Here is a 20,803-nt window from a genome sequence, read left to right on the forward strand (position 1 = left end):
CACGTCCACAGCCAACCACCACCTGACTTCTGGACCGAACGAGCGAGCCGACCAGACCGAGCCGCTCCTGTGCACCACCCGGCACTCCCCAGGTCTGCCACATGGGGCTGCCGGCCAGGCCGAGACGGAACCAGACCTCCAACAGCCACCGGCCCTGACCCCACGACGGCCACGGGCCTCAACCCCCAATGGCCACGGCCCTGACCCCACGATGCTCGCGAAGTTCGACGATGCTCGCGCTATAGCGCGAGCATCGTCGAACTTCGCGAGCATCGTGGACAAGAACGGATGTGGATTGCAACGGGCTACACGGATTGGACCGGCCACACCGGCCAGGTCACCCACCCCACCACCCCGGAACCCAGAGAGAGCCCACAAAGAGCCCCGACGGTCAGACTCCGACTCTCATCCAGGCGTCTCCCCGTTCCCGGTAGGCCAGGATCGCCCCGCGCACCACCATGAACCCGGTGAACGCCACCCACATCCACACCATCGCCGAGGCGCCACTCGGACTGGCCATCCGGACAGCGAGAACCATCGGCAGATAGGCCACCAGCATCACCACCTGGGCCCCGGCCAGCCAGCGTCCGTCCCCCGCCCCGATGAGCACCCCGTCCAGGACGAAGACCACACCCGACCACGGCTGAGTCAACGCGATGACGATGAGCCCGGCGGCCAGCGCGGACCGCACGGCGGGATCGGGGCTGAAGGCCATCGGCAGCACCCGGTGGACGGCCAGCAGCAGCACCCCCAGGCCAACCCCGACCCACAGCCCCCACCTCACCATCAGACGGGTGAGCTCGCGGGCCTGGCTCTTGTCGCCGGCCCCCAGCGCCGCTCCAGTGAGCGCCTGCCCGGCGATCCCCAGCGCGTCCAGGGCCATCGTGAGGAATGTCCACACCGTCATCGACACCTGGTAGGAGGCCAGCGCCACCACACCCAGGCCGGCCGCCACCCAGGTGGTCAGCAGCAGGCTCGCCCGCAGCGCCAGGGTCCGGATCAGCAGCGGGACGCCGTCGCGCATGGAGGCCAGCACCCCGACGGCCTGGAACTTCAATGAGACGCCGGTCCCCATGGTCCGCACCACGAAGACGATCACCAGGGCCAGCGCCATTCCGAACTGACAGATCAGGGTTCCCCATGCCGACCCGGCGATCCCCCAGCCGAGGCCGATCACGAACCACAGGTTGAGAATCAGGTTCACCGAGAAGGCGATCACCGTCACCACCAGCGGGGTGCGGGTGTCCTGAAATCCTCGCAGCACCCCGGTGACCGCCATCGTCACCAGCATCGCCGGCACCCCGCAGCCGGCGATCCGCAGATAGGTGACGGCGGGCTGGGCGGTGCTGGCCGCCGTCCCGAACCAGGGCACCACGGTCGGGGCGCCGAAGACCAGCAGCAGGGCGGAGATCACACCGAGCAGCACCGACAGCCAGACGCCGTCCACACCGGCCTGGGCGGCACCCTCGCGATCCCCGGCACCCATCCGTCGGGCGCTGGTGGCGGTGGTGGCGTAGGCCAGGAAGACGAACAGTCCGGTCACCGTCGTGAGCACGGTGCTGGCCACTCCCAGCCCGGCCAGTTCCACGGTGCCCACGTGGCCGATGACCGCGGAGTCGGCCATCAGGAAGAAGGGCTCAGCCACCAGGGACAGAAAGGCAGGCACCGCCAGGTTGAGTACCTGGTGATGCCTGGACGACTGAGCGTTGCTGGGAACCCTCACTTCTGGATCGAGTGGAAGATCCAGGTGCGGAGCTGGCTGAGCACCTGACCGGCACGGCGGGACTGGTCGTCCACACGCATCGTCGCGGTGGTCGCGAGCATGCTGAAGCCGTAGAGCGTCGAGCGCAGTACCACCTCGAAGTAGTCCACCGTGACATCGGGGGCCCAGCTCAACGGTTCGGGCAGCTGGAGCACCGAGCGCAGCACCTCGGGGACCATGGGGGGACGTTCAGCGACGTCGGTCGCCCCGTTGCTCCTGCCCGCACTGGTGTGCCGTACATAGGTCTCGACGCTGCAGTCGGAGATCGAGGCGCAGACACCGAACCAGCCAGGCTCATCAAGAGCGAAGTCGATGTAGCCACGGCAGGCCGCCAGGATGACCTCGGTGGTTCTCACCTTCGGTTCGGCGTTGGCGAACTCGACGCGCGCCCGCACGACGGCCTCATTCATCGCATCGGTGAGGTATCCGGTAGCTCGCACGGCAACCTCGTCGAGCAGAGCCTCCCGCCCGTTGAAGTGTCGGTAGGCGGCATTCGGGGAGACGCCGGTGCGGCGGGTCGCCTCGCGCAGCACGACGGCGTCCGGTCCACCGGTGCGGGCGAGGTCGAGACCGGCCATCACCAGGGCGTGGTGCAGATCACCGTGATGATATGTGTCTCGTCGTCCGTCAGTTGCGTGGCGTGCCTGCGGCATGGTCGTCCCCCAAGTAGGAAGTGCGGGACAGCCGCATCCGGCCGCCCGCACCATTCTTCGTGAGCATCCACTCTATGGGGCCGGGCACACGCCCACGACATCCCGGCGCCCCGCGGACCCGTGTTGACACCGATCCACAGCTGATTGACATCATATGGCCGGTTCACAAGGGGACTCACGACGTCGCGCATTCGGGCGACCGGTAGATGTGGTCAGTGCACACAGCGGTCCGGAAATGGTCGGGCCGGACCCTCGGCGGTGGTCTAGCCTGACGCCCATGAGCGCCGAGTCACGAGCGGGACGCGACCCGTCCCGACTGATCCACACCGGGCAGGCCCTGGTGGACGCGGTCGTCGAGATTCCGGCCGTGCCGCGCAATGGCGGCAACACGATGGCCAGCAGCTACCGGCAGTACGCCGGCGGGGCGGTGAACACCCTGGTGGCCGCCGCCCGCAGCGGCGGCCGGGCGACTCATGCCGGTGCGATCGGTCAGGGGCCGAATGCCCGTCTGATCCGCGAGGTACTGGCCGCGCAGGGGGTGGAAATCAGCGCCCCGGCCGTCCCGGAGGCTGATTCCGGGGTGTGCATCGTCCTGGTGGAACCCTCCGGAGAACGCACCTTCATCACCACCACCGGGGCCGAGCGGATCATCTCGGTCGGCTCGCTGGCGACCAGCGATCCTCAGCCGGGGGACGCCGTCTGCGTCACCGGCTACTCGCTCGTGATGGCCTCGACCCGGGACCCTCTGCTGGAGTGGCTTTCCGGGCTGCCCGCCGGGGTCGACGTCGTCCTGGACCCGGGGGACGTGATGGCCGGGCTGCCCGCCGCGGTGCACGAGCGGATGCGTGCCCTGACAACGGTGTGGACCGGAAACCTCGAGGAGTCCCGCGCCCTGGCGGGGCTGGTCGCACCGGATGCCGGCGACCTCACGATGGCCCAGACCCTGGAGCCCTGCGCCCGCTCGCTTCCCCGCGGGACGGTGGTCATCACCCGCGACGGTTCGAATGGCTGCGCGGTCCTGGCCGATGGCCAGCTCAGTGTGGTGCCGGGTTTCCCGATGGAGGCGGTGGACACCAATGGCGCCGGTGATGTCCACACCGGAGCCCTGCTGGCGGCGCGGTTGAGCGGGACGGCACGGTTGGGCAGAGCTACGCAGGTCGACAAGACGGCACAGGCGAGCGGGGGCGCACAGGTCGGCGGGACGGCACAGGTGAACGGGGCAGACTGGGAGGACGCCGCGCGCTGGGCCAATGCCGCCGCAGCCATTTCGGTGACCCGACGCGGACCCGACACCGCACCGGGGATCGACGAGATCCGGGTCTTGCTCGAGTCCTGAGCCACGCGTAACTGCTTCGAACACTCGGCTGCGAACACTCGTCTCCGACACCTCGGCGCGATGGACTCAGCGCCGCATCCTGCCGCCTGTCCAGTCTCCGACCCGCCCCGGCGTCGGAATTAGGCTGGGATCATGCCCCACTCCGATGCCGCCTCCCCCGCCACCAAGGCCCTGGCCCGGGCCAAGGTCAAGCACACCCTGCACGCCTACGACCACGACCCCTCGAACCGTCACTACGGCGAGGAGGGGGTCGCCCAGCTCGGCTTCTCGGCGGACGTGATGTTCAAGACCCTGGTGGTCCATCTGGAGGGATCGGGGGTGCGGACCCCGTTGGCGGTGGCGGTGGTCCCGGTCAGCGGCATGCTCGACCTCAAGGCGTTCGCCGCCGCGATGGGGGCGAAGAAGGCGTCGATGGCCGAACCCGACGTCGCCCAGCGGGCCACCGGATACATCGTCGGGGGTATATCCCCCCTCGGTCAGAAGAAGAAGCTGCCGACCTGTGTGGACTCCTCGGCCCTGGACCACGACGTGATGCTGGTCTCGGGCGGGCGACGGGGCCTGTCGGTGGAGCTGGCCCCCGCCGACCTCATCCGGGTCATCGGGGCGACCACCGCCGCGATCGCCGACTGAATCAGTGGCGGCGCGACCGCAGGCTCATCGGCAGCCCGATGAGACCGATCAGGATGATCACTCCCAGCACGACGTGGACCCACTTGATCCCGGACTCCCCCAGGCCGATCTGAATGATCATGAGGATCGGCATCGAGATCGCGTGGGCCATCACTCCCGACCGTCCCCCGCGCCGACGCCACACCACGGCCGAGATCGCCGCCAGGACAGCCGCCAGGGTGGCCGCGTAGCCGAGTCCGGCATGGGCCTCGATGAGGTTCCACGAGCCGTTGAGCATCAGGATCCCGAGCACCAGCTGCCCCAGCACCAGCACCACCGCGACCCACGAGGCCCAGGTGAGGACCGGCGGGATGGTCGGCCCCGACCCGGGGGCCAGGTGCGGAGCAGAGGGGCGGTCGGAGGCGTGGGGCGAGTCGGATGCTGTCATGGCGCCAACAGTATGAGGATCGGTGCGAGGCGACGCCGGATTCAGCTACCGGCCGGGCGCGCCGCTCCGCCCCTCCGGTCGCGCCGCTCGCCCCCTCCGGCCGCTGCGATCAGTCGCCCAGAGCCGCACTCACCGGGCTCCGCGCGCACGGATCCCGAACCGGCCCTCCATCACGAAGGGCCCGCCGATCGCACCCAGCACCAGCGCCACCAGCGCCGCCGGCCAGCTGATCTGTGCGATGACCGACCAGGTGCCGACGATCCAGTACTGTCCGACGGCCGCCACCACCAGGCCGAGCAGGGCGACCAGCACCCCGGCGAGCCGTTGCTGACGACGTCGCCCCACCAACCGGGACCCGCTCAGCGCGGCGCACAGCAGCACCGGGATGAGGCAGACCACCGCCACCCCGGCCCCGCACAGCAGCCCCAGGAGCAGACCGCCGAGCCAGCCACGGGCCGACAGGGTGCCGGCGTCTCCGGCCGATCCGGTCCCCATCGACGACCAGATCGCCAGGCTGAGTCCCCACACCAGCCCGGAGGCCACCGCGGCGAGCACCAGGCCGCCGGCGGCCCGCCCGACCCGCACCGACTCCCCGCCGATCGGATCGCCCCTCATGAGTGCCGGGCCGCCGAGTCCACGGCGTGCCCCTGGACCCCCGGAGCTCCCGGGTCCGAGACCTGCCGGTCCACCTGACTCCCCGGATTCACCGGATCCATCGGCCCCACCGCGTCCTCGGGTCTGGTGTCGGGGGCATCGCCAGGCATCGGGCGCCCCTCGTCGGCGCAGGTGCAGCGCGAGGGGGTGCCGGGCCAGGGCGCGCCGTCGAACGGCCAGGCCACCTTGACCGGCCCCTCGACACTGGGCTCGCGGTAGCACTCCCAGCCGAAGACCTCGGCGAAGATGTCGTCGGGCAGGGAGGTGAAGGCGGTGATGTCGCTGGTCTGGCTGGCATGACACTTCAGGGCCGCCCGCTTGACCTCCGCCAGGTCGCGGACGTCGACGGCCCACCGGAGATCAGCCTCCGGGGTGCCGATCGGGTTGCCGTCGTCACCGGGGTAGACCGGGTCGGGCATCTTCTGGGTGAGTCCGCGAGACCGGGCGAGTCGGGCGGCCTTCGCCTGACGCTCGCGATTGATCGAGACCTCCAGCACCCGGGGCCTTCGGGCGGCCTGTTCGACGGCGCTCCAGGTGACGTGGTGGACCATCACATGATCGGGATGGCCGTAGTTGCCGTGCCAGTCGTAGCCGATCAGGGCGTCGGCGTCCTCCTCGTCGAGAATGTCGGCGAGCCTGCGACCGGCCTCCTCGGCGTCGGAGTCCATGAAGGATCCCGGCGCGTGGTTCTGGGTCCAACCGGTCATCCCCGAGTCGTGGTAGCCGAGCCATTCCACCCGCGACACCCCGAGGACCTTCGCGGAGGCCTCCAGCTCGCGGTGCCGTCGGGCGGCGACGGTCTCATGGGGGTCGGCGTCCAGAGCCTCCTCGCCGCACGCCCCGTCGGTCGCCACCACCAGGATGACGCGGTCCCCCCTGGCAGCGGCACGCGCCATCGTGCCGGCGGTCGAGGAGGACTCGTCGTCGGGATGAGCATGAAGAAACACCAGGGTGGCCATGCTCCCCATCCTTCCGCGGGGAGTATCGCCCATCCAACCTCTGGACACAGGTCTCAGCTGATGGCCAACAGGGGGCTCAGCGCACCACGACGTGGGTGCCGACCCTGGTGAACGCCCAGATGGCCTTGGCATCGGCCGGCCTCATCCTGGCGCACCCGTCGGAGACCCGGCCGTTCTCGCCGACGGTGTCCAGCGGCTGGGCGCGACGGCTGTGCCGGTCGTGGGGCACCTCGTGGAATGCGATGTCCCCGTCGGCCCCGGGACGGCGCCAGAAGGCCACGAAGTAGGGCAGCGCCCAGGTGCGCTTCCCGTCCAGGGAGGCGCTCTCGGCCACCTTGTACTTCACCTTGTAGGTGCCGGGCGGGGTTTTCCACGACAGCGCGGTGGTCGGCATCACCCGGGTGACGATCCCCTTGTGGACCAGGTAGACGTGGTTCTCCGCACGCAGCCACAGGACATAGGACCCGCCGCCGGCCGAGGACTTCTGGCCGACCCGCAGCGAGGCCGGCGGAACCGATGAGGACGGTGAGGGAGTCGACGCGGCCCGGGGAGTGGCAGACGCCGAGGGTGCCCTCGGGGCCGAGGCGGAGGCAGATGGCGCGGTCGGGGCCACCGGGTCGGCGACGATCGGTCCCGCGACGCCGGTGCCGGCGGCCTCCTGCTCCGCCTCCGACCCGACCGGGCAGCGGTTGGGAGCCATCCGGGTGCGATCGTTGAGGTCCCCGGCCCGGGGCACCGCGTCGACGCAGTCGGTGGAGCCGGAGGGTGCAGCGACGTCGACGACCGAGCAACTCGCCAGCAACGGCACCGTGATGAGCGCCGTCACCATCGCACGCAGATCGACCATCCGTCACCTCCCTGACTCAGGGGCGCCGCACCGCCGTGCGGGCCCATCAGCGCATTCTATGGCGCCACTCGAGGCTCCTCCCGGGACCGACGAGCACCCCGCATGTCGGCCGGTCGGATCCCCGAGCTCGTCCCGCCACTCAACCCGGGCACCGGATCCCGGTACCGGGAGGGCAGACTTGGGCCGTGACCCCGCCGACGCGACCGGCGGGCCGCGACCGCAGACCGTGCTCCGCCCACGACTCCAGGAGGACCCCATGACCACCGAGCAGGCACCCACCCAGTCCACCGCCCTGGTCATCGGGGAGTCCCTCATCGACATCGTCAGCCGCCCCGAGCAGACTCCGGTCGAGCACCCGGGCGGGTCCCCGATGAATGTCGCGATAGGCCTGGCCCGGCTGGGACGCCGGGTCGAGCTGGCCACCTGGTACGGCTCCGACGAGCACGGCCGGCTCATCGACGACCATCTGGCCGCCGACGGCGTCATCGTCTCCGAGGGCTCCCGGCAGGCCTCCAGCACCTCGACCGCGATCGCCCACGTGGCCGCTGACGGGAGCGCCGAGTACGTCTTCGACCTCGACTGGTCGCTGCCGTCGGTGAGCGTGCCGCCGAACTGCCCGGTGGTCCACGTCGGATCCCTGGGCACCTCGATCGACCCCGGCGCCGAGGTCGTCCGGCACGCCGTGGAGGACGTCCGGGGAGCCGCGACGATCAGCTACGACCCCAACATCCGCCCCGATCTCCAGCCCGATCCGGCGGCCGCCCGCGCCATCGCCGAGCGGTTCGTCCGGCTGGCCGACGTCGTCAAGGCCTCCGACGAGGACCTCGCCTACATCGGCGAGGGGGCCGACCCCGAGGAGGTGCTCGCGGGCTGGCTCGACCTGGGCCCGAAGCTGGTCGTGATGACCGCCAGCGCCGGGGATGTGGTCGCCCTCACCGCCTCGGGTCTGGGGGTCAGGACGAGCGCCAAGAAGGTCGAGGTGGCCGACACGGTCGGCGCCGGCGACTCCTTCACGGCCGGTCTCATCGACGGACTGTGGACCGCCGGGCTGCTGGGCGCCGACAACCGCGACGCCCTGCGCCGGATCGATTCGAGAACCCTCGACGCGATCCTGGACCGCTGCACGACCATCGCCGGGATCACCGTCTCCCGGGCCGGGGCGAATCCTCCCCGCCTCGACGAACTGGTCTGAGCTCGGACTCGCTCGACACCCTGACGGGTGCTCGGATGCCAGACTGGGGGCGTGAACTTCCACTCCGCCTATGACCAGGGATTCGCCCGGGTGGCCGCCTGCACCACGCAGGTGCACCTGGCCGACCCGGCCGCCAATGTCACCGGCATCATCGAGACGGCCCGCGAGCTGGACTCCCGGGGGGTGGCGGTCGCCGTCTTCCCGGAACTGTGCCTGACGGGCTACAACATCGACGACCTGCTCCTCCAGGATGTCGTGCTGGACGCCACCGTGGCGGCCATCGAGACGTTGCGCGCCGCCTCGGCCGGGCTGCTCCCGGTGATCATCGTGGGCGCCCCGCTGCGCAGGGGGAACCGGCTGTACAACTGCGCGGTGGTGGTCCACCGGGGTCGGGTGCTGGGCGTGGTGCCCAAGAGCTACCTGCCCAACTACCGGGAGTTCTACGAGAAGCGGCACTTCGCGGCGGCCGCCGACGGGGTCGAGAACGGCGGGTTCCTCACCGGACTGCCGACCGGCCCGGAGACGGCTGATGTCCCGGGCGCAGGAGATCGGCCGAACCCGGCAGACGGGTCGAGCACGCCCGTCGGGTCGAGCGTGACTGCCGGGTCGGGCGCGACCGACCGATCGCACCCAGCACCGGCCGGATCACTTCCGGGCGACCGGTCCGAGGTGCCCTTCGGCACGGACCTTCTGTTCCGCGTCACCGACGTCCCCGGGCTGGTTCTTCACGTGGAGGTCTGCGAGGACCTGTGGGTACCCATCTCCCCGAGTGCTCAGGCGGCCCTGGCCGGGGCCACCGTGGAGGCGAACCTGTCGGGCTCCCCGATCACCGTGGGCCGGTCCCGGGAGCGCCACAGGCTGTGCCGGACGGCGTCGGCCAAGCAGCTGCAGGCCTACATCTACGCCGCGGCCGGGCCCGGTGAGTCGTCGACCGACCTGTCCTGGGACGGCCAGACGCTGGTCTACGAGTGCGGTGAGCTGCTGTCCAAGACCCCGCGTTTCGATCCGGAGCCGGGCTACTGCCTGACCGACGTCGATCTGGACGCCATCCGCCAGGAACGGATGCGCCAGGGCTCCTTCGACGACAATGCCCGGGCCACCGGTCGGGGCGAGTCCGCCGGCACCGGCGAGTCCGCCGGCTACCGTTTCGTGGACCTGAGACTCGACCCGCCGCGCACCGACATCGGTCTGGAACGCCAGATCAGCCGCTTCCCCTTCGTCCCCAATGACCCGGCCCTGCTGGAGCAGGACTGCTACGAGGCCTACAACATTCAGGTCTACGGGTTGCGACGTCGACTGGAGGCGATCGGCGGGTCCAAGGTGGTGATCGGCGTCTCGGGAGGTCTGGACTCCACCCACGCCCTGCTGGTCGCGGCCAAGGCGATGGACCAGGCAGGACGTCCGCGCTCCGACATCCTGGCCTTCACGATGCCGGGGTTCGCCACCAGCGACCACACCAAGAGCAACGCCCTGGCGCTGTGCGAGGCGCTGGGGGTGCCCTGCGAGATCCTCGACATCCGACCGGCCGCCACCCAGATGCTCAAGGCGATGGGGCATCCGGCCGGGGACGGGGAGCCCGTCTACGACGTCACCTTCGAGAACGTCCAGGCCGGGCTGCGCTACGACTTCCTGTTCCGGATCGCCAACCAGCGGGGCGGCATCGTGCTGGGTACCGGAGACCTCTCGGAACTGGCGTTGGGCTGGTGCACCTTCGGGGTCGGCGACCAGATGAGCCACTACAACGTCAATCCCGGGGTGCCGAAGACCCTCATCCAGCACCTGATCCGCTGGTGCATCTCGTCGGCCCAGTTCGACGAGGCGACCGATGCGGTGCTGGAGTCGGTGCTCGGCACCGAGATCTCCCCCGAACTGGTGCCCTCGCGTCCCGGCGAACAGATCCAGTCGACCCAGGCGAAGATCGGGCCCTACGAGCTTCAAGACTTCACCCTCTTCCATCTGCTGCGCCGCGGGCTGCGTCCGAGTCGGATCGTCTTCATGAGCCATCACGCCTGGGCCGACGCCGCGGCCGGCGAGTGGCCGCCGGGGTTCCGGGCCGAGGATCGCAACCAGTACTCACTGGGCGACATCAAGGAGTGGACGCGGCTGTTCCTGCGACGGTTCGTGACCAACCAGTTCAAGCGGTCGACGCTGCCCAACGGGCCCAAGGTGGTGGCCGGCGGGTCGCTGTCGCCGCGCGGGGACTGGCGGATGCCCTCCGATGCGGTGGCCCATGCCTGGCTGGCCGATCTGGAGACCGTCCCCGACAAGTGACCCCTTTCCCGGGGCGGACTGTCGGCACCTCCCGGGCAACGCCGGTTTCCCCCCGGCACTGCTGACCCTCCGGACGCTGTCGGCCCTTGGACAACGCCGGGTTCCCCGGATCTCCCCGTCCACCGCCAGGTCCCTCGAACACCGCCAGCACGTCGCCCCAGCCCGCCTCTCCTCCGGTTCTGTGTTCGATCCTCAGGCGTAGTCACCCCACAATCGAACACACACCCCAACGCTCACCCACCGATCCGCCCGGCGTCATCGATGACGCGACGCCAGGAGTGGGTCCCGACGCCAGGGATCGACACCAACCCCGGAGCCAGGAGTCGACACCAATCCAGGAAGACACCATCACTTCTCCTCGACACCGCCAGCACGTCGCCCGGCCCACATCTCCTCCGGGGTTCGTGTTCGATCCTCAGGCGAAGTTACCCAACGATCGAACACAAACCCCAACGCCAAGAGCCGACACCCATGTCAGGTGGGGACATCAAACCCAGGAGGACACCATCAGGTACAACCAGCGGCGAGTCCAGTTCACCTACCCGAACCCGGACGCCGACGCCAGGGAGGCCGACAGCGTCGACTCCACCTTCGAGCAGGCCCTCGACAACGCCACCTCCGAGATCCTGATGGGACAGCGCGAGGGCTGGTGGAACCTCGCGCTGGCCTACGACATGGTCGACCGGCCGGGAGAGTCCTTCAGCGCCCTGCGCCAGAGCGCGAGGCAGGGCGATATCGACGGCATCATGCGCTACTCCAACTGGTTGTGGGAGGACGGAGAACGAGCGCAGGCGATCCGGGTCAGGTCCCGGCACCACATCGTGGACCCGGTCGATGACCCCGTCGACCCGCAGATCCTGCGCCTCAAGGACGTCACACTGACCTACTGGACCCAGGTGTGCCACGACGACGTCAGCGAGGAGACTCTCGCAGCCCTCGCCGACCTGGATGTCAGCTACGTCCCCGACTTCGCATACTGGCTCGAGGACCACGATCGCTTCGAGGAGGCCGTGACTCTGCTGCGCACCACGATCGAGGCCAAGCACGAGGCTGAGCTCCTGTCCCTGCCGCTGGGCACCGTCCTCGAGAGCCATGGCGACCCTGGTGGAGCCACAGACTCCTACGCCGCGGGGATCGCCGCCGGGGACTTCTTCTGCGCCTTCAACCTCGGCACCCTGAAGAACGACCTGGGACACCCACGTGAAGCCCGCCGGCTGATCTGCCTGGCGGCATCGCACGGAGATCGCAAAGCGGTCCGATGGCTCCGCTCGGAAAGGCGCCGCTCCAGACGACGCCGCTCCCGAGGAGGGTCACTGCTGAGGCCGAGTCGCTGCGGGGTCTGTGTGCGATCTTCGGGCAAAGTCACCTGAAGATCGAACACAGACGACATCGCTCCCACGAGATCTCGAGCGGTTGCACTCCGAACGATCTCAGGGGATCTCGAGCGGTTGCACTCGGAACGATTTCGTGATTCTATGAATTCCGTTCACCCCGATCAGGGGTTGACGAGTTGGATTCACAGCACGATTCATCCCAGCGATTCGGCGCCCGGTTGATCCCGGCGCCACGACGAGTCGCAAGGCATCGAAGGACACCGTCATGACGACACTCGGGTTCATCCCGTTCCGGACCGGTCGCAGCACCGCCGCCCGGATGTCGTGTCCTTCCTGTCCGGCCTGCATGCCCTGTCTGGCCTGCTGAGCCCCCATCAGATGTCGCGCTGATCACCTTGTGAGGCCGGTCTGGCCTCGCTGAACCGGCATCTGTCCATTCCGACAGCCGGTAAGGGACGCGGTGTGACTTCATCTCCCCGGATCCCTGCTCGGTAGAACTCAGCCGCCGTCGGCCCCGCATCCGCAGGCTCAGTCTTGACTGACTCGGTATCAGCAAACTCAGTCTCAGCGGGCTCAGCATCCGTCGGCCCAGCCTCCGCAAGCTCAGTCTCAGCGAGTTGAGTCTCAGCAGACCCAGCCCCCGCAGGCCCAGCTGACCGGACGCCGACGAGACCATCCCGTACTCATCGGATCCCCCGAAACTCCGGGCAGTATTCCGTCATCGATCTGACGGCTGTTTCATTCTCACCATTCCGCAGATTCTGCACGCCTTTTCCGGCTGCACACTGCACCCCTGTCACCTCCCCTATCGACAAGGAACAACCATGGCCATCACCGGACTTCTCGTCGGTCTGATATTCGGATTCGCCCTTCAACGGGGCCGATTCTGCGTGACCACCGCCTTCCGCGACGTCTGGCAGTCCCGGCGCGCCACCTACTTCACCGCCTTCGTGACGGTCATCGCGGTCCAGGCGGTCGGCGTCGGCATCCTCGACGCCACCGGAGTGATCCACATCACCCACAAGGCCCTGCCCTGGCTGGCGGTGAGCCTCGGCTCCCTGATCTTCGGGGTGTCCATGGTGCTGGCCGCCGGCTGCGCCACCGGCACCTGGTACCGGGCCGGCGAGGGTCTGGTCGGCAGCTGGATCGCCCTGGTGCTCTACGCCACCTCCGCCGCCGCCATGAAGTACGGCCCCCTCGAGCCCCTCAACCAGGGGCTGCGCAGCGTCACCCTGCCGGTCACCACGATTCCGGCCAGTCTCCACATCTCCTCGTGGATCGTCATCGCGGTGATCGTCGCGGGCGCCGGGTACCTCGTCTACCGGGAGCTGACGACCCCGCGCCCCAAGGTCGCCACCCTGCCTCCCACCCGCACCGGCCTGGCCCACCTGCTCTTCGAGAAGTCCTGGCACCCGCTGGTCACCGCCCTGGCCATCTCGGCCGTCGCGATCGTCGCCTACCCGCTGAGCTTCGCCAGCGGCCGGCAGGCCGGCCTGGGAATCACCACCCCGTCCGCCAACCTCGCGAACTGGTTCGTCACCGGCAACCCCGCCCGCATCGACTGGGGCGTGTGGCTGGTCCTCGGCATCTTGCTCGGATCGGCCGCGGCCGCCTGGGCGAGCGGCGAGTTCCGGATCCGGGTCCCCGACGCCGGCACCGCGATCCGCTCGGCGATCGGCGGCATCGGTCTGGGCGTGGGAGCCTCCTGGGCCGGTGGTTGCACCATCGGCAACTCGATGGTGGAGACCGCCCAGCTCGCCTGGCAGGGCTGGCTGGCCTTCGGGTTCACCTTCATCGGCGTCGGCCTGGCCGTCCGCTACCTCCAGCCGCGCGCCGCCCGCTCCGTCCCCCACACCCTCACCACCGTCGGGGCGCAGACGCCGACCTCGGTCCCCGTCTCGCTCTGAGTCGGATCACCGACGCCCCCACGCGGACTCGGCGGCCTCATCGCGCTGCCGCAGACGACGTGCCGGACGCCACCACCGACCTGCGCTCGTCGACACGGCTCCCCGAACCATCTCGTCCACGCGCCATCTCGTCCACGCACGTTCCACCCAGCACATCCCACCCGTCCCATACCCCTAGGAGACAACCATGGCCACCCACATCCTGGAGACCGGCGGCAACGTCTGCCCCTTCCCCCTCATCGAGGCTCAGGAGGCGATCAGCCAGATCCCAACCGGCGATGAACTGGTGATCAACTTCGACTGCACCCAGGCCACCTCGGCGCTGCCTGCCTGGGCCGCCGACGCCGGCCACGAGGTGACCGACTTCCGCAAGGTCGGCAGCGCCAGCTGGACCATCACGGTCCGCAAGTAGGGGCCCTCGCCAGCGCCGCCCAGGAACCCCTGCACGGGAGCCCCGAACCTGTCCCGCAGCTGACCTGACCCGGCCCACACCGGACCCGGCCCGACTCCATCGGGCCGGGTTCGCCCCCTCCTGCGAGTCCGGTCGGTAGTCTGACCGAAGGATTCACCCTGCCGCCATCCGCCACCGGACAGGAGCACCACGTGACCCAGACGCCGTCTCGTCCCCATCCGGGAGCGCCCATGCCCTCCAACGCCGGGACGGGCACGGTCCTGGCACCGGTGCTCACGGTCACCTGCGGACCCCGCACCACTCTGCTGGCCCAGGGCACGCCGATCCGGATCGGACGCGACCCGGGCGCCCAGCTGGTCATCGACGACGGCCGCATCTCCCGGACCCATCTCGTGCTCACCGCCCTCGGGGGCGACCGCGTCGGGGTCGAGGACCACTCCAGCAACGGCAGTTTCCTCAACGGGTCCCGGATCGGCAGCACCGTCCTCGTCGCCCCGTTCACCCTGGCGCTCGGTGCCCCGGACGGCTTCCCGGTCCACATCGAGGCCGCCAGCGGCCACAGCCCGGTGGAGTCCTCCCCGTTCAGCACCGTGATGGTGCACCGACAGCCCGGCATGGCCCCCGGCCCGGGGGCGCCCTCCCAACCCGGCGGTCCAGGAGGTCCGGGCGGGTTCGGCGGAGCGGGCGGTCCAGGTAGCGCCAGCGGCCCCGGCACTCAAGGCGGCCCCGGCGCACAGGGCACACCAGGCGCACAGGGCGGCCCAGGACAGGCCACCCCGGCCACCGCACCCCGGGCCGTACCACCACAGAACGCACCCCAGACCACCCCTCAGGCTCCAGGCCCGGGCACCCCGGTCTGGGGAATCGGGCGCGACCCCCACAACGCCATCGTCATCGACGACCCGCTGGTCTCCCGCTCGCACGCCCAGCTGCGGCCGGCCGGCAACGGATTCGACGTCTGGGACCTGCGGTCGGGAAACGGCACCTACATCAACTCGCGGCGGATCAGCCGCGGCCACCTGGGCGAGGGGGACCGACTCACCGTCGGGCGCACCAACCTGGTGCTGAGGGCCGGACAGCTCACCCTGGCGGCCCCGCCGCGCAACATCCTGGCCGCCCACGGACTGTGCTTCACCCTGCCGAACGGCAAGCAGCTCCTCCACGACGTCAGCTTCGGCCTGCTCACCGGCAGCCTGGTCGCCGTCATCGGGCCCTCCGGGGCCGGCAAGTCCACCCTCCTCAAGGCCCTCACCGGGTCCCAGCCGGCCACCTCCGGGGCCGTCGTCTACGAGGACGAGGACCTCTACCGCAACTACGCCGAACTCAAGGGCCGGATCGGCGTCGTCCCCCAGGACGATCTGGTGCACACCCGGCTCACCGTGCGCCAGGCCCTCGACTACGCCGCCCGGCTGCGACTGCCCAAGGACTACACCGCCGCACAGCGCGACCACGAGATCGACCGGGTGATGGCGGATCTGGGCCTGGCCGAGCACGCCGCCACCACCATCTCGCGGCTGTCGGGGGGCCAGCGCAAGCGGGTCTCGGTCGCCCTGGAGCTGCTCACCCAGCCCAGCCTGCTGCTCCTCGACGAGCCCACCTCCGGCCTGGACCCCAACCTCGACCGGTCGGTGATGCGGCTGCTGCGCAGCCAGGCCGACGCCGGCCGGGTGGTCATCGTCATCACCCACTCGATCAGCAACCTCGCCGCCTGCGACAAGGTGCTGCTGCTGGCCCCGGGCGGCCGGGTGGCCTACTTCGGAGCTCCCGACCAGCTGCTCGAGCACTTCCAGATGGCCGACTATGCAGACGTCTTCGAGGCTGTCACCGCCGAACCCCAGCTGTGGGCCCAGCGGGCCGGCAACCCTCCCGACGCGATGCCTGCCGGACAGCCGCCCGCACGGCCCGGCGGCTCGGGGGCCAGACGCCGTCGAACCCGGGTGAGCTCGGCCACCCGGCAGTGGTCGACGCTGGCCTCGCGCCAGATGAGGCTGATCGCCTCGGACCGCAACTATCTGCTCTCCAGCCTCTTCATGCCGATCGTCATCGCCCTGATGGCGCTGGCCATTCCGGGCTCCGGGGGGTTCGGACCGCACGACCCGAAGCATCCGGGCGAGGCCTCCACCCTGCTCACCATCATCGTCATCGGTGCCTCCTTCATGGGGGTCTCGGCCAGCATCCGCGAGCTCATCGCCGAACGCCCGATCTTCCTGCGGGAACGGGCCGTGGGGCTGTCCCAACAGATGTACCTGTTGTCGAAGGTGACCATGCTGGTGCTCATCAGCGCCGTCCAGTCGGCCCTGCTGATCGGCGTCGTCCTGATCGGCAAGGATCCCCCCGGCAACGGCGTCATCCTCGGTCCGGGCTGGCTGGAGCTCGGCGTGTGCGTCTTCGGCACCGCCTTCTCCTCGGCTGTCGCCGGCCTGCTGATCTCCTCGGTGGTGAGCACCAATGAGCAGGTGATGCCCGCCATGGTGGTCTTCGTGATGGCCCAGCTGGTCCTGTGCGGGGGCATCATCGAGGTCGCCGGACGCACCGCGATGGAGATTCTGGCCGCCCCCGCTCCGGGACGCTGGGGTTATGCTCAGTCGGCGAGCACGATTGATCTCACACATATCCGACCGCCCTCACCGGGGGCGCACGAGGACTGGCTGTGGCGTCACGAGGCCACCCAGTGGCTCATCAGTGGATCCGCGCTGGCGGCCATCTGCCTGGTGAGCTGGGTGGCGACCGCTGTGGTGCTGAGACGTCAGAGGGCCAGTGCCTGAGGCCGGGTCCGAGGGCACGGCGGGGGCCACCGCCCGGGAAGGAGCGAGACGATGACCGAGTCCGGCGACCGTCTCGGCAGCCACTACACCCTCGACCGGATCCTGGGCAGCGGCGCAATGGGCCAGGTGTGGCTCGCCCACCGCGAGAACGGCGACAAGGTCGCCGTGAAGATGCTCCACCCCCACCTCACCTCGGACCGCGCCATCGTCCGGCGGTTCATCGAGGAGCGGGAACTGCTCACCTCCATCCACAGCCCGGCGGTGGTCGAGGTCTTCGACATGGTGATGGAGGGGGAGCACCTCGGCATCGTGATGGAGTACGTCGACGGCCCCGACCTGGGGTCCGAGCTCGCACTCCACGCGAAGAACCACGAACTCATGCAGGAGGGCTACGCGGCACGACTGGGCGCCGAGGTCTGCGACGGACTGTCGGCGGTCCACGCCGCACGGATCTGCCACCGCGACGTCAAACCGGCCAATGTGCTGCTCTCCCAGGGGCCGGACGGCGACTGGCACCCCAAGCTCACCGACTTCGGCGTCTCGAAGATCCTGGACTCCACCCTCGAGGGTTCGACCGCATTCGCCGGCACCCCGAACTATGTGGCTCCCGAGATCATCAAGGGTCAGACGCCGTCGGCCGCCAGCGACCTGTACTCCTTCGGGGTGATGCTCTACGAGATGGTCGCCGGCCACACCCCCTTCCCGGCCCTCAACCGCGAGGCGGTGATCCTGGCCCACCTGGACCGGGAGCCACCGCGACCCACCGGGATCAGCGACGCCATGTGGTACGTCATCTCGTGCTGCCTGGCCAAGGATCCCGCCCACCGGCCCGTCTCGGCCGCCTCGGTCGGCACCAGCCTGCGGCGGCTGGTCGAGGGTCTGGACCCCGGCGTGCTGGTCCAGCCGGCGGTCTCGGGGATGCCACCGGAGGCGCCCGGTCCGCTCCCCGGGGGCGCCGCGACCCAGATCGTCGGCCAGGTCGGCGGGCAGGGCTGGACGTCGATGCCTCCCCAACCGGCCGGCGGCGGCCAGCAGCTCCCCCCGGGGTCTGCCCCGCAGCCCTCCGGGACGCCGCAGCCGGGATACCCCGCGCAGTCGGGATACCCGGCAGCGTCCGGGTCGGGGTACCCGGCCGGGGTCTACCCGGGAGCGCCGCAGTCCTACGGTTCGGGCTCCTATCCGGCGGGTTCCTACCCCTCCGGGGCCTACTCCCCCGGTGCTCCTGGTTCCTATCCGCCCGGCTCCTATCCTTCCGGGTCGGTCCCACCCGGCCCGGCGGGAACCTCGGGCACCTCGCCATCGGGGATGACTCTGCTCGGACTCCCCCACTCCGGGGGTGCGGGAACCCAGCAGACCGCGCACACCGAGTCCAGCCGGCCCCGACGTCGCACCGGGCTGTGGATATCGGTGGCGGCACTGGCCCTGCTCGCCGTCGTCGTGATCGGGGCGATCTTCCTGGACCCGTTCGGCTCCGAGCCCTCCGCCGGCAGCGCGCAGTCCGCCACCGCGACGCCGTCCGGCCAGACCTCCTCCGCCAGCGGCTCCGAGTCGAGTTCCGCCCAGACCACCAGCCAGCCGACCCAGACCGTCACCCTGCCGGCCGGAGCGAAGTTGTGCAGCCCGAAGGTGGGGGTGGGAACGGAGAACACCTCCTGCCAGTTGGCCGCCAATGTGGCAGCCGCGATCCCCGACAACCCGGGGGACCGGTTCACCGTCACCGCCTACTCGCCGGTGACCGGCAAGAACTACACCCTCACCTGCACCTCGGGGCAGTACTACATGTGCACCAAGTCGGAGAACAACATCGAGGTGTACGTCATCAAGTGACCCGGCGCCGTTGTCCCCAACTGGAGGGACAACGGCGACCAGGGATCACTCCAGAACCCAGCAGGGACGCCGTCGTCCCCGATCGGCCCACCGGTGCCGGCGCCCTCGCCATCGGATCGGCATGGGAGAATGCGCGCGGGAGGGGCCGTGCGTCCCACCCGCCCGGGCGGAAGGACACTTGAGATGAGCGACGACGACACGGAGACCGGCAGCACCGGGCCCACCATCGACCCGGCGCTGGCCGGGACCGGCCTGTGGCGTGAGGACCACGGGACCGAGGTGATCGGCCCCGAGACTGCTGTCCCGCCTGTCGCGCCGACCGAGACAGTCATCGTCAACCCCGCCCAGCAGGCCGGACAGAACCCCGGCGCGCAGAGCGATCCCTCCGGCTACCCCCAGGCGGGCGCGGGCCAGTCCCAGTCCGGTCCCAGCTACCCTCCCTCGGCACCCAGCTACCCGCCCGCGGCACCCGGCCAGTCCGCTGCCAGCTACCCGCCCGCGGCTGCGGGATATCCGCAGTCCGGACCCAGTTATCCCCAGTCGGCCGGATACCCGCAGGGCGGCTATCCCCAGTCCGCCGGCTACCCCCAGGACGGTTCCGGCTACCCCCAGTCCGCCGGATACCCGCAGGGCGGCTATCCCCAGGCGGGATACCCCGGCACCCCCGCCGGATATCCGCAGTCTGGACCCAGTTACCCCCAGTCGGCCGGCTACCCCTTCTCGGCCGGATCCGCACCGTCCACCCAGTCGGCCCCCTCGGCCCAGTCCTGGGTCCCCGGACTGGGACAGCCGGCCCCCTTCCAGGCGCCGCCGCAGCCCGAACCGCCCAAGCGGCGCTCCCCCGGCCTCATCGTCGGCATCGTGGCCATCGTCCTGGCGATCGTCGTCGGCGGCGTGTTCGGCGTCCGGGCATTGATGAACCGCGGCGATCAGGCCGCCTCCTCGGCGTCCGGTGGCGCCAGCCCGTCGGGCGGCGCCACGGTCGCCGGCACGGCGGGTCCGGTCACCGGCGGCGCGGCCAAACCCCAGGCCACCGGACTGGTCAACTCCACCCAGATGAAGCCGAGCCCGGAGCTGGTCCGCCAGATCTTCGCCGCCCCCGACATGGACGTCTCCTGGGTGGCCCTCAGCGAGTCCGGCCAGACGGCGGTGGCCTACTCGACGAGCTTCACCATCGATGGGAAGGCCGCCGGTGCCGACGGCGGTCACCTCATCATGACGGCTTCCAACGGCCGCTGGACGAAGATGCCCGGCGGCGTCATCGTCTCCTCCACAGACTGCTCGGCGCTGATGGCTCTAGGCCGCAAGGAGTCGGTGGCGGCCTCGGCGGTCACCAAGGGGAAGTTCTGCGATCCCGAGGTGGTCTACCAGATCGTCTCCGGCGAGCCGCTGACCACCGCCGGTCTCGGACCGTTGCGGGTCAGTCGGCCGGTCGACGAGCTGTCGACCACCCAGATCATGCCGAGCGACCTCGGCACCGTGTGCACCCGGTCGACTCCCCCGCTGGACCGCTACTCGGGATTCGTGTCCGATGTGTGGACCAGTGACGGGAAGATCCAGGCCTTCTCGATCACCGGGGGGACCAACAAGACCGCGAAGGGTGCCGGGATCGGGACCAGCCTGGCCGATCTCCAGTCGATCTACGGATCGAAGCTGACCGACGTCACCACCGCCTACACCACCGAGTCCATCGAACAGGCGCTGGCCATCAGCTACGACGGCTCGGAGGTCGACTTCCTCATCTCCGGCGGATCGGTGTCGACGATCATCGTGCGGGAGTCGTCCTTCTCCACCTCCTCCTGCTGACGCACCATCCTGCTGACACAC

General features: G+C 69.9%; 16 protein-coding genes. 10 read left to right on the forward strand and 6 right to left on the reverse strand.

The annotated features are described in order from the left end of the window. Positions 1-391: 391 nt before the first annotated feature. Together FEZ32_RS04305 and FEZ32_RS04310 are read right to left on the reverse strand one after the other, a co-directional pair. Positions 392-1,723, reverse strand: a complete 1,332-nt coding sequence (locus tag FEZ32_RS04305) for an MATE family efflux transporter (RefSeq protein WP_138680024.1) — start codon at positions 1,721-1,723, stop codon at positions 392-394. Beyond that, complete coding sequence (locus tag FEZ32_RS04310) at positions 1,720-2,340, reverse strand: TetR/AcrR family transcriptional regulator (protein ID WP_217496622.1); 621 nt, start codon at positions 2,338-2,340, stop codon at positions 1,720-1,722. Before FEZ32_RS04310 ends, FEZ32_RS04305 begins: the two co-directional genes overlap by 4 nt. Positions 2,341-2,692: 352 nt before the next feature. Between FEZ32_RS04310 and FEZ32_RS04315 the strand changes: the two genes are divergently transcribed. Together FEZ32_RS04315 and ybaK are read left to right on the forward strand one after the other, a co-directional pair. Then, positions 2,693-3,751 (forward strand): PfkB family carbohydrate kinase, encoded by a 1,059-nt coding sequence (locus FEZ32_RS04315; protein ID WP_244937906.1) that lies wholly within the window; start codon positions 2,693-2,695, stop codon positions 3,749-3,751. Between the two features lie 132 nt (positions 3,752-3,883). Continuing rightward, positions 3,884-4,381: a Cys-tRNA(Pro) deacylase gene (gene ybaK / locus FEZ32_RS04320; RefSeq protein ID WP_138680027.1), complete on the forward strand. Its 498-nt coding sequence runs from the start codon at positions 3,884-3,886 to the stop codon at positions 4,379-4,381. 1 nt (position 4,382) lies between these two features. Here ybaK and FEZ32_RS04325 read toward each other — a convergent pair whose 3' ends face one another. The 4 genes from FEZ32_RS04325 to FEZ32_RS04340 all read right to left on the reverse strand — a co-directional run bounded on the left by FEZ32_RS04325 (position 4,383) and on the right by FEZ32_RS04340 (position 7,268). Continuing rightward, entirely contained in the window at positions 4,383-4,808 is a 426-nt protein-coding gene (locus FEZ32_RS04325; protein WP_051238335.1) for a hypothetical protein, read from the reverse strand. Between the two features lie 129 nt (positions 4,809-4,937). Continuing rightward, positions 4,938-5,423 (reverse strand): hypothetical protein, encoded by a 486-nt coding sequence (locus FEZ32_RS04330; RefSeq protein ID WP_084149385.1) that lies wholly within the window; start codon positions 5,421-5,423, stop codon positions 4,938-4,940. Then, on the reverse strand, positions 5,420-6,421 hold the full coding sequence (locus FEZ32_RS04335; protein ID WP_084149384.1) for a PIG-L deacetylase family protein: 1,002 nt from the start codon (positions 6,419-6,421) through the stop codon (positions 5,420-5,422). The genes FEZ32_RS04330 and FEZ32_RS04335 overlap by 4 nt, the downstream gene beginning before the upstream one ends. 76 nt (positions 6,422-6,497) lie before the next feature. Beyond that, positions 6,498-7,268, reverse strand: a complete 771-nt coding sequence (locus FEZ32_RS04340; protein ID WP_232020884.1) for a L,D-transpeptidase — start codon at positions 7,266-7,268, stop codon at positions 6,498-6,500. A gap of 256 nt (positions 7,269-7,524) precedes the next feature. Here FEZ32_RS04340 and FEZ32_RS04345 point away from each other — a divergent pair, with 256 nt between their 5' ends. The 8 genes from FEZ32_RS04345 (at position 7,525) to FEZ32_RS04380 (ending at position 20,782) form a co-directional block, all read left to right on the forward strand. Then, the gene (locus FEZ32_RS04345; RefSeq protein WP_138680028.1) at positions 7,525-8,460 is read left to right on the forward strand and encodes a carbohydrate kinase family protein; all 936 of its coding nucleotides are present in this window, start codon (positions 7,525-7,527) and stop codon (positions 8,458-8,460) included. A 51-nt stretch (positions 8,461-8,511) separates the two neighbouring features. Continuing rightward, positions 8,512-10,731, forward strand: a complete 2,220-nt coding sequence (locus FEZ32_RS04350) for an NAD(+) synthase (protein WP_138680029.1) — start codon at positions 8,512-8,514, stop codon at positions 10,729-10,731. Between the two features lie 404 nt (positions 10,732-11,135). Continuing rightward, on the forward strand, positions 11,136-12,101 hold the full coding sequence (locus FEZ32_RS04355) for a tetratricopeptide repeat protein (RefSeq protein ID WP_138680030.1): 966 nt from the start codon (positions 11,136-11,138) through the stop codon (positions 12,099-12,101). Between the two features lie 788 nt (positions 12,102-12,889). Further along, positions 12,890-13,972, forward strand: coding sequence for a YeeE/YedE family protein (locus tag FEZ32_RS04360; RefSeq protein ID WP_138680031.1), 1,083 nt, complete (start codon positions 12,890-12,892; stop codon positions 13,970-13,972). 187 nt (positions 13,973-14,159) lie between these two features. Beyond that, on the forward strand, positions 14,160-14,384 hold the full coding sequence (locus FEZ32_RS04365) for a sulfurtransferase TusA family protein (protein WP_097799675.1): 225 nt from the start codon (positions 14,160-14,162) through the stop codon (positions 14,382-14,384). 230 nt (positions 14,385-14,614) lie between these two features. Beyond that, positions 14,615-17,149, forward strand: coding sequence for an ATP-binding cassette domain-containing protein (locus FEZ32_RS04370; protein ID WP_138680032.1), 2,535 nt, complete (start codon positions 14,615-14,617; stop codon positions 17,147-17,149). 51 nt (positions 17,150-17,200) lie between these two features. Next, complete coding sequence (locus tag FEZ32_RS04375; RefSeq protein WP_138680033.1) at positions 17,201-18,976, forward strand: serine/threonine protein kinase; 1,776 nt, start codon at positions 17,201-17,203, stop codon at positions 18,974-18,976. A gap of 183 nt (positions 18,977-19,159) precedes the next feature. Continuing rightward, positions 19,160-20,782: a hypothetical protein gene (locus FEZ32_RS04380; protein ID WP_138680034.1), complete on the forward strand. Its 1,623-nt coding sequence runs from the start codon at positions 19,160-19,162 to the stop codon at positions 20,780-20,782. The last annotated feature ends 21 nt before the right edge of the window (positions 20,783-20,803 follow it).

Source organism: Acidipropionibacterium jensenii (genome assembly GCF_005890135.1).
Lineage (GTDB): Bacteria > Actinomycetota > Actinomycetes > Propionibacteriales > Propionibacteriaceae > Acidipropionibacterium > Acidipropionibacterium jensenii.